This is a genomic window from Clostridium estertheticum (assembly GCF_018861295.1).
GTDB classification, from domain to species: domain Bacteria; phylum Bacillota; class Clostridia; order Clostridiales; family Clostridiaceae; genus Clostridium_AD; species Clostridium_AD estertheticum_D.
In genome coordinates this window covers 74,377-90,737 of the sequence record NZ_JAHLDM010000019.1, presented here as the reverse complement: position 1 = coordinate 90,737, position 16,361 = coordinate 74,377, and the positions used below count along the sequence as shown (strand labels likewise).

The window sequence follows — 16,361 nt, the reverse complement described above, 5'->3', positions numbered from 1 at the left end:
TATTGAGGTGATATATTGGGAAATTTCGAAAATTTAAGTATTGAGCAGCGTTATAAAATTATTTCCGAGCAAAACCAGAAGCTTAAGAAGCGAAATCAGAAGATAGAGGAGCAAAATAATCAGTTATTTGACATTATTGAAAATTTATCTGAGGGAGTAATGTTTGCTAATAATAAGGGTGAGTTTATAATGGTGAATTCAGAAGCCAAGAGACTTATTTATCAATCAGGTAAAGGAATTAATATAGCCGATGCTCTTAAGGATACTAAAGTATTCGATATGCTAGGTAATCAGGTGCCTTATAAAGATTTTCCGTCAGTTAGAGCATTAAGAGGTGAAAAATCAAAAAATGTTAAGATTTTTGTATGCCACCCGAATAAAGAATATTTTGCAGAAATTAGTTCAACTCCTATTTATAATTCAAATGGTGATTTAACTATAATAGTATCTTGTTTTCACGATATTACAGAAACAATAAACCAATCAAGAGAAATAGAGCAGCATAAAAAGGAATTAGAAGCTATAATAGAAAATATAGCTGATTCTATTGCTATTTTTGATGATAAAGGAAAATACATATTAGTAAATAAAACATCAAGAGAATTGTTCCATGCATCTTACAATAGTTTTGAAAATATAAGTGAGGGGTATAATGCTTCTGAGTTTTATGACACTTATGGGAAGCAAATTGATATAGAAAATATTCCAGCAAATAGAGTTATGAGGGGCGAAGAATTTAAAAATATGAGAATGACAGTTAAGTCCCCAGGTAAAACATTGCAAATAGATGTCAATGGTACACCTATTTATGATAGTAATGGAAAATTCATTTTAGGAGTTCTTTGTAGTAGAGATATGACAGACTATTTTAAGCACGAGGAAATTACAAGGAACCGTTATGAATTCTTAAATAGAATGGTAAATACGTTTGATTTACCTGTCGTTCGATTATCATATCAAGATTTTAAAATTGTGGATATTAATAGAAAAGCTTTTGGTATTATTGAATCGATTAAGCCGAGTCTTAAATCAATTAACCAAATAAAGGGTTATAAAATAGAAGATTTGTTTGAAAACTTTAAAAAGAGTGAATACTATAAGTGTTTAGATGAAGTTTTGAAGGATAAGAAGATTAAGTATTTAAATAAAAAAGCTTTAACTTTAAATGGAAATCAAGTATACTTTAATATTATATTTGAACCAGTATTCGAAGTTAATGGAAAAATCCGCGAAATATTAATTTTAATAATAGATGTTACTTCTGAAATCAAATCTAATATACTTATGGAAAAAGCATTAAAAGTACAGGGAGAATTCCTTGCTAATGTATCGCATGAACTTAAAACACCATTAAATGTTATATTTGCAACGGCTCAGCTATTTAGCATGTATTGTGATAGTGGCTCACTTGATGATAAAAAGGATTCCATTATTAAATATATAGAATCAATTAAGCAAAATTCTTATAGATTATCTAAAATTATTAATAACATAGTTGATTTATCAAAAATAGAAGCAGGCTTTTATAAACTGAATTTATCTAATAATAATATAGTTGAAATTGTCGAAGGAATTGTGGTGTCTTTAATTAATCTGACTGAGAGTAAGGGATTAAATATTGTTTTTGACACGGACATTGAGGAAAACATTATTGCTTGTGATATAGAAAAAATAGAGAGAATAATCTTAAATCTTATATCAAATTCTATTAAATTTTCAGATATAGGTGATGAAATATTTGTCTATGTTAAGAATGAAAATAAATTTGTTGAAATATCAGTTAAAGATAATGGCATTGGCATTAAAGAGGAGTATTTGGATATAATATTTGACAGGTTTAGACAGGTAGATAAATCGTTATCAAGAAATGCAGAGGGTACGGGTATTGGCCTTAGTTTAGTTAAGTCGATTGTTGAATTACATGGTGGTAATATATATGTTGAAAGTGAATTTGGAAAGGGAAGTAAGTTTACAGTAAGACTTCCCAAGGAGAAGGTACTTCATGAAAATATGATCTATAGTAGTAATGTGAGAGGTCATGATGAAAATATAAAAATAGAACTGTCAGATGTTTATTCATAAAAACTTTATAGTTTGGAAAAAGTATTCTGAATTAAATTTTTATTTTACTATTAGATCTACTTATTATTTTTCAAAAAAAGTACATTAATCAATTTAAAAATGCACATCCTATAAAGAATAAATAAATAAATAAATAAGGGGTGTGTAATTTATGCAAAATAAATTTATATCAACAATTACAGCAGGTGCGATAATTGGTGTGGCTGCAGGTATGATGTTAATTCCTAATATGGACAGAAACACAAGAAGAAGAGCTAAAAAAACAGGTAAGATGGTAATGAATGTGGCAGGGGACATGTATGATAATATCAAGGATCATATTTTATAATTATGATTTAAAAGGCTCCAAACTATGTTAGTAAACACATGGTTTGGAGTTTTTAATTTTTTTTGATTTTTTTAGCATAAATTTAAAATCTATTCATATATTTACAATATTATAGGTGAACTATGTTATAATTGAATTAAATTGTCGATTTGTATAAATTAATACTATTATATTACCATGTTGTAAAGGAAGAGTGATTATGGAAATATTATCTATGGGAGAAAAGATAAAGAGGAAAAGAAAAGAGCTTAATATGACATTAAAAGATCTTGCGGGTAGTAGAATAACTCCAGGTCAAATTAGTTTAGTAGAATCAGGTAAATCCAATCCAAGTATGGATTTATTAGAATATTTGGCAACTGCTTTAAATACAAATGTTGAATATCTAATGGAGTCGGAAGAAACCCAAGCTGAAAAAATATGCTTGTTCTATCAAAATATTGCTGAAGCTCAAATTCTAAATAGTGATTTATTGCAGGCGGAGCAAAACATTGATAAATCTATATATTACTGTGAAAAATATAAATTAGAATATCAAGGAGCTAGGAATTTATCTTTAAGAGGCGATATATATATGGAGCAGCAAAACATTGCGTCAGCTCAACAGGTTTTTCTTTCTGCAAATATAATCTTTATTAAAAATAATTCTTATGAAGAAATAATTGAAACTTTATTAAAACTGGGAAAAATAACTCTTAAGATGATGGGATATCAGTCAGCCTCTAGTTATTTTAAGCAAGCTGAAAAAGTTTTTATAGACAATCAAATGGGAAATGATTTTTTACTCGGCGAAATATACTATTATATAGGTTATACTTATTTTAAATTAGAAAACATTGAAAATGCTATAAAATATTCGTATTTAGCTAAGGAAAAATTTAATCAAATTAATAGTAAAAATGAGTATGCTAATTCACTCCTATTATTGGCGGATGGATATAATAAAAAAGGTGATATTAAAAATGCTATAAAATACTCTAAGGTTACTTTGAAAGTATTTAAAGAAATTAATAATTTGACTTATATATCGGAGATAGAAAATAATTTAGGAAGATTGTTTTATGAATTTGAAAATATGGAAGAATCATTTATACACTTAAATAAGGCTAAGGAGATTAGACAAAATACTAAGGACTTAAAATTAATAGATACATTAGCTAATATTTGTGAAAATTATATTAAGCTTAAGTCTGTAAGTGAAGCTAAAGAAGCTTTAAGCCATATACTAGACTATATAGAAGATGGTAATAATAAAGCATTATTTCAGTATTATTTATTAAAATACAGAGTCGATTTATTAGAAGACAACAAGAATGAAGCTGAAAACACATTACTTCAAGCACTAATGTTTGTAAAAGAGCATGACAAACTAAAGGAAGCGGCTGAAGTATCTATAATGATTGGGAAGTTCTATGTTGATGGTGGCAGAAGTATAGAGGCGGCTAAATATTTAAATGAAGGTGTAGAGTTGTTTAAAAGATTAGGAGTAATAAAGTGAAATATTTATGGGGAATTTTACAGATTAATTATATGATTTGTGGATAGGTGATGACAATGAAAATATTATCAACGGGAGAAAAAATAAAAAGAAGTAGAATATATAAAGGATATACATTAAAAGAGATATGTGATGACAAAATATCAGTATCTAAAATGAGTTGCATAGAAAATAATAAGGTTATAGCAGAGCCTTGGGTATTAGAATTAATAAGTAAGGAACTAGACATAGATCTCGGATATCTAAATGAAAATGTATTTGAGCAAGTTAAAGAAAATATTGAAATATTAAAGGTAAATGTTAAAAATGAGGATAATACAGCTATTAAGGATGAGGATTACAAAACTAATGTATCCTATAATTTGGAGGTAGCTGAAAAATATAATTATTATGATTTAGCTATTGAATTAATGCATATGTTATTTAATTTTTACTTAGATGAAAAAGATTTTGAGAATACTCAAGCAGTTACATCAAAGTATTATGATTTGTATTTAAAAACATCTATAGATGATAATAAATTAACTTATTATATAGATATGGCAAGACATCTATATATAAAAGAAGATTTTCTTCAAGCATCGAGTTATTATCGTAATGTTAGAAAGGGACTTTATAGTAGTGAGATTCTGAATTATAAAAAAATAATTATAGTAACGTACAATGAGGCTGCTTGTAATATTAAGCTAGAAAATTATGAACGTGCTTTTGAAGTAGGAAAAAGGTTACTAGATTTGGTTAAACATGTGGATACAGATCTTCGCGCGGCCAAGATATATCATATGTTAGCTATTTTATCTATAAGAATGAAAAATGGTGACTTTCAAAAATATGAGCAAAAGTCTTATGAGTTATATAAAGATAAGTCATCGTATAAGGCAATGGCTATTTTCAATTATGGGTCAACAATGTTTGACTGTAATATGAAAGAAAAAGCAGTTGAGTATATAAGTCATGGGTTAAGCGTATATCCTAGAGAGGATAAGGTAGGACTAGTTGAATTTATGCTTAATTGTGTTGAAGAACTTATTAAAAATGATGTAGTTGAGCTTGCACAGAGTATTTCTGATGAAGTATTAAACTATGCAATTAATTTAGATGATATTAAGTTCATAGAAAAAAGTTATTATTATAAAGCTATTATTCTCGATAGACAAGGAAGTGCATCTAGTGCAGAGATGTACATGAATTTATCTTTAGATTCACTATTAAAGTTTGGAAATAAGAAAGATATATATGCTCGTTATTTGGAAATGGGGAGTATGTACCATAAACTATCTAATGTGGCTGATTCTATAAAGTATTTTAGTTTGGCATTACAATTAGAGAAAAAGATGTAAATTTGGAATTTATTCAAATTTACATCTTTTTTTATGTTACTGCTCTGCATAATGTACCCTATGAATTTCTCCTGCGTATCAACCAAATAAGAGTTTGAAACGTGAAATTTTATTAAGAAATTCTAATCTTTTGCAAATATAAAATTCTCTAGCGCTCACATTCGGCTTGCAGCCGGTTCGCTAGACTTCCTTTTAGTCAGTCTCACGAAAATTTAATATTTGCAAAAGAAGAATTTTAAATAAAATTTCAATGTTTCTGCTCTTCTTATTTGGTGATACTTCCGGAGAAATTCATACTATTATTTATTAACATTATAATTAACATAATTTAATTCTAATAAATTCTGAAAGTTTCTTACATTCATCAGGATTAAGTCTATTTCCACTATGAATTTCTCCTGCGTGGCACCAAATAAGAGCTTGAAACGTGAAATTCCATTAAGAAATTTATACTATTATTTATTTAGAAGTTTCTCTCTTTATTATAAATTCTTTGGCTTTAATCTCGAGAGTATCATCTAAAGAAGTTAAAGCTACTTCATCATATTTGTTATTTAATGCAAGTGAAAGCAATCTGTCTGCAAGTTCAGGGTTTTTAGATAGAAGCGAACCATGGAAATAAGTACAGAAGGTATTTTTATATACGCAACCCTCGTAACCGTCTTCCCCATTATTACCATATCCAACTTCAACTTTGCCAAGGGGTAATAAGCCGTTAATATAGGTCCTTCCAGAATGATTTTCAAAGCCAACATAGGTTTCATCAAACGTTTCGTTATGAATTATTGTGTTGCCTATAAAACGTTTGTCACCGCTTTCCGTGCAAATATCCAAAATACCAAGACCGCAAACTTTCTCACCACTTGGCGTTGTATAATATTTCCCAAGCAATTGGTATCCCCCGCAAATGGCTAAAAATACTTTCCCACTTTCTATATATTCTTCCATTGATGCTTTTTTTAGAGTTATTAGATCTGGAGAAACTATAGTTTGTTCGTAATCTTGGCCGCCTCCAAAAAAAACAATATCGTAATCTTCTGCTTTAAAAATATCGCCCATAGATATATTAACAATGTTTACTTCAATTCCTCGAAGCTCCGCTCTGTGTTTTAGTATTAAAATATTTCCTACATCCCCATACACATTTAATAAATCAGGATATAGATGACAAATGTTAATTTCCATATTATTCACCTTCTGAATTAGATTTTTAAATATATTAGATTTTTTACCAAATTTTATTTATGTAACCTTTAGTATGTAAAAACTTTCTTAAATTTATCATTGCGGTATAGGTTGCGAGTACATATACTATTTCGCCATTGCAAGATTTAATTTCTTTAAGTAAGGTTTCTTCGTCCGTGCAAAGTAGGAAAGAATCTGATGAAAAACCAGCTACTTTAAGTCTTATTGCCATATCGTACAGACGTATTCCTGAGATCATAACTTTGTTAACATCAAGACTTGTAAGGCGCTCAAAATTCACATCCCAAATCCAAGAAACATCTTTACCATCTGCATAATTATCATTTAACAGGAGAGATAAGTTTATTGTGCGTTTGTCAAGATTAATAGTGTTTACAGCTTCGTCATAACCTGCAGGATTTTTAACCAATATTATTTTAACCTCGGTACCATCGATATTTAGAGTTTCTTGTCTACCAAAGCTACTAGCTACGGTTTTAAGAGAATGCTCTATAACGCTATCGGAAGTTTCAAGAACCTTTGCTACGGAGTAGGCACATAGGGCATTATAAATATTATACGTACCTGGTTGATTTATGTAATATTCTTTATCATTAATAGAAACCGAGGAACCACTGGTATTTAAATCAATCACTTTATCTACGAAGTAGGTAAGCTCTGGCCTTTTATATCCACATCCAGGACAATAGAAATCTCCAAGATGATTGTAGGTTATAAAATTATAACTGTAGGGAGATTTGCAGATTGTACAAAACTTAGCATCTGCATTGATATCTACAATTTTATTTTCATTAACCTTTGTTCCAAAACCATAGTAAATCACATCATTTGTAAGATTCAAGTTTCCAAATAAAGATTCGTCTCCATTAAGAACAAGAGTTGATTCAGGAACTTTCTCGATTCCCACAAGTATTTTTTTAAGAGTTGTATATACTTCCCCATATCTGTCCATTTGATCCCGAAAAAGGTTTGTTATAGTAATTACTTTTGGAGTTATATACTGCGTTACAAATTTAAGATTAGCCTCATCAACTTCTATAACAGCAATTTTTTTCTCGGTAGACTTTTTAAATGAATAATTTGAAATAAAGCATGCAACAATTCCTGTATACATATTTGCTCCAGTATTATTAGTAATTACAGGTCTTTTGCTATCTTTTACAATACTATAAATCATGCTTGTTGTTGTGGTTTTACCATTTGTACCGGTTATAAGTATAACCTCATAATTATTAGCAATTGTTTCTAAAATGTTTTTATCAAGTTTTAGGGCGATTTTCCCGGGGAAATTAGTTCCGCCTTGAAATATAGACTTTGATAATGTCATAACAAATTTTGAAACTAATATACTGAGTAATGACTGAATTTTAATTTTGAACACATCCTTTAATTGTACTTATGAATTTAGATTTTATTATTAGAATAACTTTTATTATACCTTATATTTATGATAATACAATTTTATAACATACTAACATAAATGTCTAACATATTAATATAACTTATTATTAAAACATATGGCTTTTTAGGTAGGGTTTTGTTAGAATATAAATATAAGGGTCATTAAAGTACTGGGGGTATCATACTATTTTACTAAGCAAAGGATATATTTATTCGATTTTTTCAGCTGTATTATTCGGAAGTGCGGGGCTATTTGTAAAGCTAGCTTCTGGTCTTGGAATTGATGCTATAAGTTTACTCACACTTCAGTACATTATAGCTGTTCCATTAATGTTTGTAATCATGTATATTTTTAATAAGAAGTCATTTAAGGTAACAAAAAAGCAATTATTAAGACTCGCGATACTTGGAATTGTTGGAAATACATTTATGACAGTGTTTTATTATACAGCCTATAACTATTTACCTATTCAAATGGTGGCTATATTACTATATACATATCCTATAATGGTATTCATATATTCAGCGGTGTTTAAGAAGCAGTTTATAAGTTACATAAAAGTTTTTGCTGTGTTTCTGGCATTCTTTGGTTGCCTTTTAACTCTTGATATTTTATCAAGTCGACCTAAATATTCACTTATTGGAGTAATATTTGCTTTAATATGTGCAATGTTTTATGCCTTTATGAATATTTATAGTGAAGAAAAATTACAGGGAATTGGTCCGTTAACTATTAATGCCTATTCAACACTTTTTTCACTAATAAGCCTTATGATATACAAATTTCCTCTATTTGTTTTTAGGGGTGAAATAACTAAAAACCTTTTAATATATACAACTATACTTGCCATATTTTGTGAAATAATTCCTTTAACACTACTATATGCAGCTATAAAATATATAGGATCGCTTAAGGTATCTATAATAGGAAATCTGGAAATACCAACTGCTATGATTTTATCGTTTTTTATATTACATGAGCATATAACATTTATGCAGATAGTTGGTACTGTTTTAGTAATATGTGCAATATATATGATAAGAACAAAGGGGACAAGCACGGAGAAGTTATGAAAAAGAACATTATAAAAATTTAATTGTATTTAATTTGTTAATATATTATAATTAAAAATTACAAATTATTTTTAGAAGGGAGCAAACAATAGATGGATTTAAACATTATATTGGTTTTAAAAGCGGTAATAATAGCTATAGTTGAAGGAATAACAGAATTTATTCCTATTTCCTCCACGGGGCATATGATCATTGTGGGAAATGTTATAAATTTTAAAGGCACGTTTGCAAATAGTTTTGAGGTAGTAATTCAATTAGGAGCGATTCTTGCTATTATGGTTTTATATTGGAGTAAAATATGGAATTCGATTGTGGAATTTTTTAAACTTAAGCCATCAGGAATTAAATTTTGGACTAATATTATTGTCGCATTTATACCGGCTGCAGTTTTTGGTTTTCTTCTAAATGATAAAATAGATGAATATCTTTTTAATCCAGGTACCGTGGCTATAGGACTTATAGTTGGCGGAATTCTAATGATCATCATAGAAAATAAATTCAGAAATAAGCACACAACAAAAAGCGTAGAGAAATTAAACATTAAACAATCATTTAAAATAGGATGTTTTCAATGTTTGGCACTTTGGCCAGGAATGTCGAGATCTGCATCTACTATAATGGGAGGTTGGATTTGTGGAGTTTCTACAATTGCTGCAACTGAGTTTTCATTTTTCCTTGCAATACCAACTATGGTAGGAGCAGCAACTCTTACTTTATATAAAACTGGTATGAATTTTAGTAGTGGAGAGATTATTACTTTGGTTATTGGTTTTATAGTTGCATTTTTGGTTGCACTTCTTGTAGTTGAAAGATTTGTTGCTTATTTAAAGACAAAACCTATGAAGGTTTTTGCTGTTTATAGAATAATTGTTGGTATAGTATTATTATGTTTAATTAAATTTAGTACTATTTTAATTTGATGTAACCTATGAATTTCTCCTATGTGGCACCAAATAAGAGTTTGAAACGTGAAATTCCATTAAGAAATTCTAATCTTTTGCAAATATTAAATTCTCTTTCACTCACATTCGGCTTGCGCCCGTTCGCTAGCCTTCCTTCCAGTCAGGCTCATGAGAATTTAATATTTTCAAAAGAAGAATTTTAAATGGAATTTCAATGTTTCTGCTCTTCTTATTTGGTGCCACTGACCGAGAAATTCATAATAATATTCATTTACATCAGGACGCACTACAAGATAAAAAAGCTAGTTATCTAGCTTTTTTATCTTTGACCCATCACTTATAAGTACAATAGTTTTATCTAGGTCAGTTCTATAGATAATAGTGTTTAGTCTTTTAAGTCTATCTAAGGTTTCTCTATTTGGATGACCGTAATCATTGTCTATGCCACAGCTTATTACAGCAATCTTTGGTGACACTTTAGCTAGAAATTCTTTTGAAGAAGATGTTTTACTACCATGATGTGCAACTTTAAGTACCTGAGCTGATAGATCATAATCATTAGCTATTAACTCCTGCTCAGCCTGGTTTTCTATATCGCCTGTAAATAAATAAGTTGAATTTTTGTATGATATCTTTAGAGTGCAAGAGTAATTATTTAGATTATCGTAGGTGGTTTTATTTGGGGATAACATAACACAGGTGGCATTAGGACCTAAATTTAAAGATATATTAGGAGTAGCTATTTTTATTTTTAGATTTTTAGCCCGAAGAGCGTCGATCATATCATTAAATGTTTGAGTTGAAGTTATTGCTTTGGGTGCGTAAAATTCGCCAATTTCAAAGTTTTTAATAACACTAGCCATTCCGCCTATATGATCTTCATGGGGATGGGTTGCAACTATATAATCTAGTTTTGTGATATTGTTTTTTTTCAAATACCTAATTAATTTTTGTTTTGAATCACTTGTACCACTATCAATTAGTAAATTTTTATTATTCACTTGAATAAGTGCGCAATCACCTTGGCCAACGTCAATAAAATGAGTTACCATATTGTTTTCTAAATCTAAGCTAGTTTTTATAGTAGATTTGTAGCTTATAGTTGTACATACAATTACAAAAATAAGTGAAATACAAATTAGTGCATATTTTAACCAGGTTTTTTTTGGCATAAAGGTAATCTCCTACATAATATTTATTTATATAAATGATGTTGCCCAAATGTATAAATAAATATCAATATTTACGAGGAATTTGAAATAAAACTTATTAACTAGTATAATTGTATGTGTAATTAAATTAAAGAATGAAAGGAACAGATATATGAGAACTATATATTTTTATATGCTTTTTATTACTAATTTGATTTGGATAAGCGCGAAGAAACCTAAATTAAACAGACTCAAAAGGCAAAAATCTATAAAAGAGGCAGAAGTATACCTATTTAAGGTTGCTACGAATTGGGCTAATTTTATACTAAAGGCCGCAAATTTGAATTTGACAGTTAGTGGAAGAGAAAATATACCAAAGGAGGCTTGCCTTTTTGTTGGAAATCACCAAAGTAATCTTGATATACCAGTAATATTGTCTAATATGAATAGTATTACGGGAGCTGTTGCTAAAAAAAGTATGATTAAGATACCAATAATGAGTTATTGGATGAAACAAATACATTGTGTGTTTATGGATAGAGAAAACCCAAGACAGGCGCTTAAGGATATTGCAGAAGGTGTTGAATATTTAAAAAATGGATATTCAATGCTCATTTTTCCAGAAGGAACTAGAAGTAGGAGTAACACTATGGGCGAATTTAAGAAAGGCAGTATGAGGCTTGCAATAAAAGCAGGAGTCCCTATTGTCCCTATAACATTGTATGATACCTATACGGCCTTGGAAGGTAATAATGGCAAAATTAAAAGAGCAAATGCTAAGCTTATCTTTGGTAAACCTATATATCTTGACGGAATGACTAAGGAAGAAAAAGCAAATATATCGGATGTAGTACAAAACATAATTCAAAACAATTTGAACAAGGAAAACGAGAAAAAAATTGGTTGAATCATCTCTTTCAGAGCTGCGAGTCATCTCTTGCGCAGCTCTTTCTTTTAATTTATATTATAATTAATCATACCTTTTTGTTATTAGATCTTCAATTATAGATATTTTTTCTTGTAGTAAGGTATTTTCATTTTCAAAATTTGATATGTTTTTTTCAACTTCTTTATTTTTAATATTTACAGTGTTTATTGCTCCTTGTAATCTTTTGTTTGTATCAGTTTTTTCTTTTAGAATTGGTTTGTAAATTTTATTTAAAGTAAAATTTTTATCGATTAAGAAGTATGTTTTATTAAAAAATGATGTAATATATAATTTACTATTTTTACGTATATATTCTAATGCGGAAATAATCAAGTCTATAAATTTATTCATGTATAATCACCTCAACTACATTCTACATAAAGAATACTATGAAAGGCAAGGGAATAATTATGGATAAAGATAATAATAATCATTACTTAGAGAATGTGAATCGTAAAATAAAGAAGTTAGACAATATAAAAAAACAACATGAACTACAATTAATCGATCAAAGCAAGCTCTTAGAACATAGTAATAATGTCAGCAAAGGGTTAAAGTTTACAAATACTATGCTAAGTGATCATTATAATAGTTTACTGACATTACTTGAGCAACAAGGAATGATTTTTGAAATGAAGTTTACAAATTACGCTCCTCATCAATGGGAGAATTTGGTTATAGTAAAAAAATCTAATGGATATGAAATTCAATCTAAAGCCGGTGGCTTTATAATGATGTTAAATAATAAGTATTCTAAGATTATACAAGATGTAAATAAAAAACAATCACAAAGTTTAATTGTAATAAGAGTTAGAGATAGGTTGGCTTTGGTACAGTTAAGATTTAATTTGAATATAAAAGAAGTCGAATTTTAAATCCGGCTTCTTTTATATTTTTGATATATTTATTTTGAAATTATTTAACTTCAGTTCTGTCTCTGTTGCTATCTCTGTCTCTTCCGAGGAAAGATAAAGCATATAGGCCACATAAACCTACTAGAGCGAAAATAATTCTTGTTAATGCTGAGCCAGTACCAAATAAGCTGGATACTAGGTCAAATCGGAAGAATCCAATTAATCCCCAATTTATAGCTCCTATAATAACTAATACTAGTGCAGTACCATCTAATGCTTTCATTGTAAACATCTCCTCTTTAATAAAGTATTGTGATATTATTGTTTACAATTACTCAAAAATTATTACATTATTAAAAAAAAATTATTTTATTTGACCATGTTTCTCATAGTGAGCTATTTCGACTACAGCATTTGTCTCATCAACGAATACTACTGTAGGTTTAATTATTTTTGCTTCTTCTTCATTTATTTGGCAAAAAGTCATAATTATTATTTTATCTCCAGGTTGGACACATCTAGCAGCAGCTCCATTTATACACATAACTCCACTACCTGCATCCCCTGCAATAACATAAGTCTCAAATCTATTACCATTATCAATGTCTACGATTTGAACTTTTTCATATTCTAGAATATTAGATTTTTCCATTAGTGATTTGTCTATTGTTATACTTCCTACATAATTTAATTTAGCCTGCGTGATTACGGCTCTGTGTATTTTAGATTTTAACATAGTTAATATCATATTAGTCCTCCTGTAGTTCTATTTGGTAGTTAACAATTATTAATTAATAAGTTAAGCTTCATATATAAAATTATCTATTAATCTTGTTTTGCCAATATATATAGCTATGGCAACAAGAATAGGTTTGTTTGCAAAGTCTATAGCATCGAGGGACAAAGCATCTACAATTTCGATATAATCAATCCTTGCCAAAGTCTCAGTTTGTATTTGCGCTTTTATAATTTCTTTTAGAAGATTTGTTGACCGTTCACCATTTGACAAGGCTTCTCTACATTTAGTTAAGCTTTTGTTTAGAATTAAAGCTGCTTGTCTTTCTTTTGATGATAGATAAACATTACGTGAGCTTTTTGCAAGTCCATCTTTTTCACGTATAATAGGGCAACCAACAATTTCTATATCAAAATTTAAGTCTCTAACCATTCTTTTTATTATAGCTAACTGCTGAGCATCTTTTTGCCCAAAATAAGCTTTGTCTGCAGGAATTATATTAAAGAGTTTTGAAACTACAGTACATACTCCAGCAAAATGATTTGGCCTTTTAGCACCACAAAGACCTGTTGCAAGTTCTTTAACACTCACACTTGCTTCTATATCCTTATAATACATTTCGGTGGCTTTTGGTGCAAATATTAAATCAGCTCCAGCACCCTCACATACAATTTCATCCTTATTTAGATCTCTTGGGTAAGAATCTAGATCTTCACTAGGACCAAATTGTATTGGATTTACAAAAATGCTTACCACAACTTTATCATTTTCTTTTGCAGCGCGGCTTATTAAACTTGCGTGGCCCGCGTGTAAAGATCCCATGGTAGGAACTAAGGCAATGCTATAACCTTCTTTTTTCCAAACTTTGACTTGATTACGAATTTCTTTAATAGTTTTTACAGTATTCATTTGCTAGAGGCATTAGTACCATATTGTTATTAATGCCTATTACACTTCCTTTCTTAAATAAATTTAATACAAATTTTTTAAAATTTCATCATCTATTTTAAAACAGTGCTCACTGGACGGAAAAGTTCCTTCGGTTACTTCTTTAATATATGATTTAAATCCAGATCTCATTAGGTCACCTACATTTGCAAAACTTTTTACAAACTTTGGTTTAAAATCTTCAAACATATTTAGCATGTCTTGATATACTAAAATTTGACCGTCACAGCCACCACCAGCACCTATACCAATAGTTGGTATAGTTACTTCGTTTGATATAAGCTCTGCAAGTTTTGCAGGTATACATTCAAGTGTAATAGCAAATGCACCTGCATCTTCTATTTTTTTAGCATCTTCAATAAGTTTTTTAGCGGTTATGCTATTATTTCCTTGGACTTTAAAGCCTCCAAACATATTAACAGATTGAGGAGTTAACCCAATGTGACCCATAACAGGTATTTGAGCAGCAACTATTGCTTTAATTTGAGGACAAACTACAGCTCCACCTTCCAGTTTTATAGCTGATGCTCCCGCTTCTTGTAAAAATCGTCCTGCGTTTTTAACTGCATCATATAAGGATGTTTGGTAAGACATAAAAGGCATGTCCCCTACTACAAGCGCATTTTTAGTGCCACGAACAACAGCTTTAGTATGATGAAGCATATCATCCATAGTGACACTTAAGGTATCTTTGTACCCAAGGCAAACCATACCTAAGGAATCTCCTACTAAAATACCATTAACGCCGCATTCATCAATAATTTTAGCCATTGAATAATCGTAAGCTGTAAGCATTGTTAATTTAGTACCTGCTTTTTTTGCAGACATAAAGGTAGAAACAGAATTTTTCAATTTTTAATCCTCCTACATTTTCAAATATTATTTGAAGTAATATTTATGATTTTGGTTCTTAGGGGCATGAAAATAAATAACAAGTTAAAGATGCGACGGATATTTCGCGAAAGACTAGGAAGCAGGTTCTGTTGATAGTCATACTATCAGCAGATTCTGCAGACGAAGTATGTCGCGAAATAGACTAGTATACTGACTTATTATTTACTTGAATGTCCCTTATATAGAAAAACAAGGGTTGTGTAAAATTAAATAGGGTAAATTAAGTATGCGATTGCATCTGAATTGTTTATATTTAAAAGAAAACCAGAGGTTAAGTCACTCGCTTAGGAGCTGCAACCACTAGTATGAAATATTTTGAATTAGTAAATCTAGAAAAACATCTCAGATAACTGAGGGTGGTGATACTCTTGAAGCACCGTCTCATTCATAATGATATGAGCAGATTATTTAATGATTTTTTTATGTTAAACAATAAAGTGCAGTTCGCAATCGATACTACCCAAAAATATTTTAGCATAAATTTATTTTTAATACAAACATAATTATACAAATATAATTATATAAATTAATGCATAAACTATTGATATATTGTAGAAAATGTTTGATAATGTATAATATACATTCATTTGTAGAAAAGGTGGGATAAATATGGATATGGCCATGCAAATACTTGGTATGATAGCATTTACAATTGTTGTTTTTATAATATATTATGTTTTAAAAACTTTTTTACTTAGTAAAATAAAAATTAATAAGTGGGCAGTGCTTGCAATAGCTATAGTGTTTTTTATAGCTCCTGTATTCATGTGGCCAACTATGCCAATTTTTGTATCTAGATATGTAATACCAGGAGTATTTGTTATTTTTGCTTTATGGTTTATGGATTTATCAGGATTTATGAAAAGAAGAAATACTTCTAGATCAAAGTATAATAATACTGGTTATAAAAAAGATAAAAAAAATGATGTAGTTATGAGGCCTAAGGCTAAACCAAACAGAGTTAAGAATAATAAAAAGTAAAAAAAAGAGGTACAAGTTTCTTATGGGAATTTGTACCT

The 16,361-nt window shown here is 29.3% G+C and carries 17 protein-coding genes; 9 read left to right on the top strand and 8 right to left on the bottom strand.

The window, feature by feature from the left end; all coding sequences use genetic code 11:
- Nucleotides 1-15 precede the first annotated feature (15 nt).
- The 4 genes from KPL54_RS17405 to KPL54_RS17390 all read left to right on the top strand — a co-directional run bounded on the left by KPL54_RS17405 (nt 16) and on the right by KPL54_RS17390 (nt 5,248).
- Complete coding sequence (locus tag KPL54_RS17405; RefSeq protein WP_216107771.1) at nt 16-2,082, top strand: ATP-binding protein; 2,067 nt, start codon at nt 16-18, stop codon at nt 2,080-2,082.
- A 151-nt stretch (nt 2,083-2,233) separates the two neighbouring features.
- Complete coding sequence (locus tag KPL54_RS17400) at nt 2,234-2,410, top strand: YtxH domain-containing protein (protein WP_216107770.1); 177 nt, start codon at nt 2,234-2,236, stop codon at nt 2,408-2,410.
- A 199-nt stretch (nt 2,411-2,609) separates the two neighbouring features.
- The gene (locus KPL54_RS17395; protein WP_216107769.1) at nt 2,610-3,908 is read left to right on the top strand and encodes a helix-turn-helix domain-containing protein; all 1,299 of its coding nucleotides are present in this window, start codon (nt 2,610-2,612) and stop codon (nt 3,906-3,908) included.
- A gap of 56 nt (nt 3,909-3,964) precedes the next feature.
- Complete coding sequence (locus KPL54_RS17390) at nt 3,965-5,248, top strand: helix-turn-helix domain-containing protein (RefSeq protein ID WP_216107768.1); 1,284 nt, start codon at nt 3,965-3,967, stop codon at nt 5,246-5,248.
- 459 nt (nt 5,249-5,707) lie between these two features.
- Here KPL54_RS17390 and KPL54_RS17385 read toward each other — a convergent pair whose 3' ends face one another.
- Complete coding sequence (locus tag KPL54_RS17385; RefSeq protein ID WP_216107767.1) at nt 5,708-6,433, bottom strand: type 1 glutamine amidotransferase; 726 nt, start codon at nt 6,431-6,433, stop codon at nt 5,708-5,710.
- A gap of 43 nt (nt 6,434-6,476) precedes the next feature.
- Complete coding sequence (locus tag KPL54_RS17380; protein ID WP_216107766.1) at nt 6,477-7,835, bottom strand: Mur ligase family protein; 1,359 nt, start codon at nt 7,833-7,835, stop codon at nt 6,477-6,479.
- A gap of 206 nt (nt 7,836-8,041) precedes the next feature.
- On the opposite strand from KPL54_RS17380, the gene KPL54_RS26750 reads away from it, so the two are divergent.
- Entirely contained in the window at nt 8,042-8,929 is an 888-nt protein-coding gene (locus KPL54_RS26750) for a DMT family transporter (RefSeq protein WP_216107788.1), read from the top strand.
- Between the two features lie 92 nt (nt 8,930-9,021).
- Complete coding sequence (locus KPL54_RS17370) at nt 9,022-9,849, top strand: undecaprenyl-diphosphate phosphatase (RefSeq protein WP_253203548.1); 828 nt, start codon at nt 9,022-9,024, stop codon at nt 9,847-9,849.
- Nucleotides 9,850-10,133: 284 nt separating this feature from the next.
- Here KPL54_RS17370 and KPL54_RS17365 read toward each other — a convergent pair whose 3' ends face one another.
- Nucleotides 10,134-11,003, bottom strand: a complete 870-nt coding sequence (locus KPL54_RS17365) for a ComEC/Rec2 family competence protein (RefSeq protein WP_216107765.1) — start codon at nt 11,001-11,003, stop codon at nt 10,134-10,136.
- A gap of 151 nt (nt 11,004-11,154) precedes the next feature.
- On the opposite strand from KPL54_RS17365, the gene KPL54_RS17360 reads away from it, so the two are divergent.
- Entirely contained in the window at nt 11,155-11,889 is a 735-nt protein-coding gene (locus KPL54_RS17360) for a lysophospholipid acyltransferase family protein (RefSeq protein WP_216107764.1), read from the top strand.
- A gap of 63 nt (nt 11,890-11,952) precedes the next feature.
- On the opposite strand, the gene KPL54_RS17355 is transcribed toward KPL54_RS17360, so the two are convergent.
- Nucleotides 11,953-12,261, bottom strand: a complete 309-nt coding sequence (locus KPL54_RS17355) for a hypothetical protein (RefSeq protein ID WP_216107763.1) — start codon at nt 12,259-12,261, stop codon at nt 11,953-11,955.
- Nucleotides 12,262-12,320: 59 nt separating this feature from the next.
- On the opposite strand from KPL54_RS17355, the gene KPL54_RS17350 reads away from it, so the two are divergent.
- Nucleotides 12,321-12,785, top strand: coding sequence for a hypothetical protein (locus KPL54_RS17350; protein WP_216107762.1), 465 nt, complete (start codon nt 12,321-12,323; stop codon nt 12,783-12,785).
- A gap of 40 nt (nt 12,786-12,825) precedes the next feature.
- On the opposite strand, the gene KPL54_RS17345 is transcribed toward KPL54_RS17350, so the two are convergent.
- From KPL54_RS17345 to panB, 4 genes are all read right to left on the bottom strand, one after another.
- Entirely contained in the window at nt 12,826-13,047 is a 222-nt protein-coding gene (locus KPL54_RS17345; RefSeq protein ID WP_216107761.1) for a DUF378 domain-containing protein, read from the bottom strand.
- Nucleotides 13,048-13,128: 81 nt separating this feature from the next.
- Nucleotides 13,129-13,512, bottom strand: a complete 384-nt coding sequence (panD, locus tag KPL54_RS17340; RefSeq protein ID WP_152753253.1) for an aspartate 1-decarboxylase — start codon at nt 13,510-13,512, stop codon at nt 13,129-13,131.
- Between the two features lie 51 nt (nt 13,513-13,563).
- Nucleotides 13,564-14,409 carry a pantoate--beta-alanine ligase gene (gene panC / locus KPL54_RS17335; RefSeq protein WP_216107760.1) on the bottom strand — a complete coding sequence of 282 codons (846 nt, stop codon included), beginning with the start codon at nt 14,407-14,409 and terminating at the stop codon, nt 13,564-13,566.
- A gap of 63 nt (nt 14,410-14,472) precedes the next feature.
- On the bottom strand, nt 14,473-15,300 hold the full coding sequence (panB, locus tag KPL54_RS17330) for a 3-methyl-2-oxobutanoate hydroxymethyltransferase (protein ID WP_216107759.1): 828 nt from the start codon (nt 15,298-15,300) through the stop codon (nt 14,473-14,475).
- Nucleotides 15,301-15,951: 651 nt separating this feature from the next.
- Here panB and KPL54_RS17325 point away from each other — a divergent pair.
- Nucleotides 15,952-16,323 (top strand): hypothetical protein, encoded by a 372-nt coding sequence (locus KPL54_RS17325; protein WP_216107758.1) that lies wholly within the window; start codon nt 15,952-15,954, stop codon nt 16,321-16,323.
- The last annotated feature ends 38 nt before the right edge of the window (nt 16,324-16,361 follow it).

What these genes read in the sequence shown, in the direction of transcription:
- KPL54_RS17390 (WP_216107768.1), top strand. Translation starts at nt 3,965, where the DNA reads ATGAAAATATTATCAACGGGAGAAAAAATAAAAAGAAGTAGAATATAT.
- KPL54_RS17365 (WP_216107765.1), bottom strand. Translation starts at nt 11,003, where the DNA reads ATGCCAAAAAAAACCTGGTTAAAATATGCACTAATTTGTATTTCACTT.
- KPL54_RS17350 (WP_216107762.1), top strand. Translation starts at nt 12,321, where the DNA reads ATGGATAAAGATAATAATAATCATTACTTAGAGAATGTGAATCGTAAA.
- KPL54_RS17325 (WP_216107758.1), top strand. Translation starts at nt 15,952, where the DNA reads ATGGATATGGCCATGCAAATACTTGGTATGATAGCATTTACAATTGTT.
- KPL54_RS17385 (WP_216107767.1), bottom strand. Translation starts at nt 6,433, where the DNA reads ATGGAAATTAACATTTGTCATCTATATCCTGATTTATTAAATGTGTAT.
- KPL54_RS17400 (WP_216107770.1), top strand. Translation starts at nt 2,234, where the DNA reads ATGCAAAATAAATTTATATCAACAATTACAGCAGGTGCGATAATTGGT.
- KPL54_RS17360 (WP_216107764.1), top strand. Translation starts at nt 11,155, where the DNA reads ATGAGAACTATATATTTTTATATGCTTTTTATTACTAATTTGATTTGG.
- panD (WP_152753253.1), bottom strand. Translation starts at nt 13,512, where the DNA reads ATGATATTAACTATGTTAAAATCTAAAATACACAGAGCCGTAATCACG.
- KPL54_RS17370 (WP_253203548.1), top strand. Translation starts at nt 9,022, where the DNA reads ATGGATTTAAACATTATATTGGTTTTAAAAGCGGTAATAATAGCTATA.
- KPL54_RS17355 (WP_216107763.1), bottom strand. Translation starts at nt 12,261, where the DNA reads ATGAATAAATTTATAGACTTGATTATTTCCGCATTAGAATATATACGT.
- KPL54_RS17345 (WP_216107761.1), bottom strand. Translation starts at nt 13,047, where the DNA reads ATGAAAGCATTAGATGGTACTGCACTAGTATTAGTTATTATAGGAGCT.
- KPL54_RS17395 (WP_216107769.1), top strand. Translation starts at nt 2,610, where the DNA reads ATGGAAATATTATCTATGGGAGAAAAGATAAAGAGGAAAAGAAAAGAG.
- panC (WP_216107760.1), bottom strand. Translation starts at nt 14,409, where the DNA reads ATGAATACTGTAAAAACTATTAAAGAAATTCGTAATCAAGTCAAAGTT.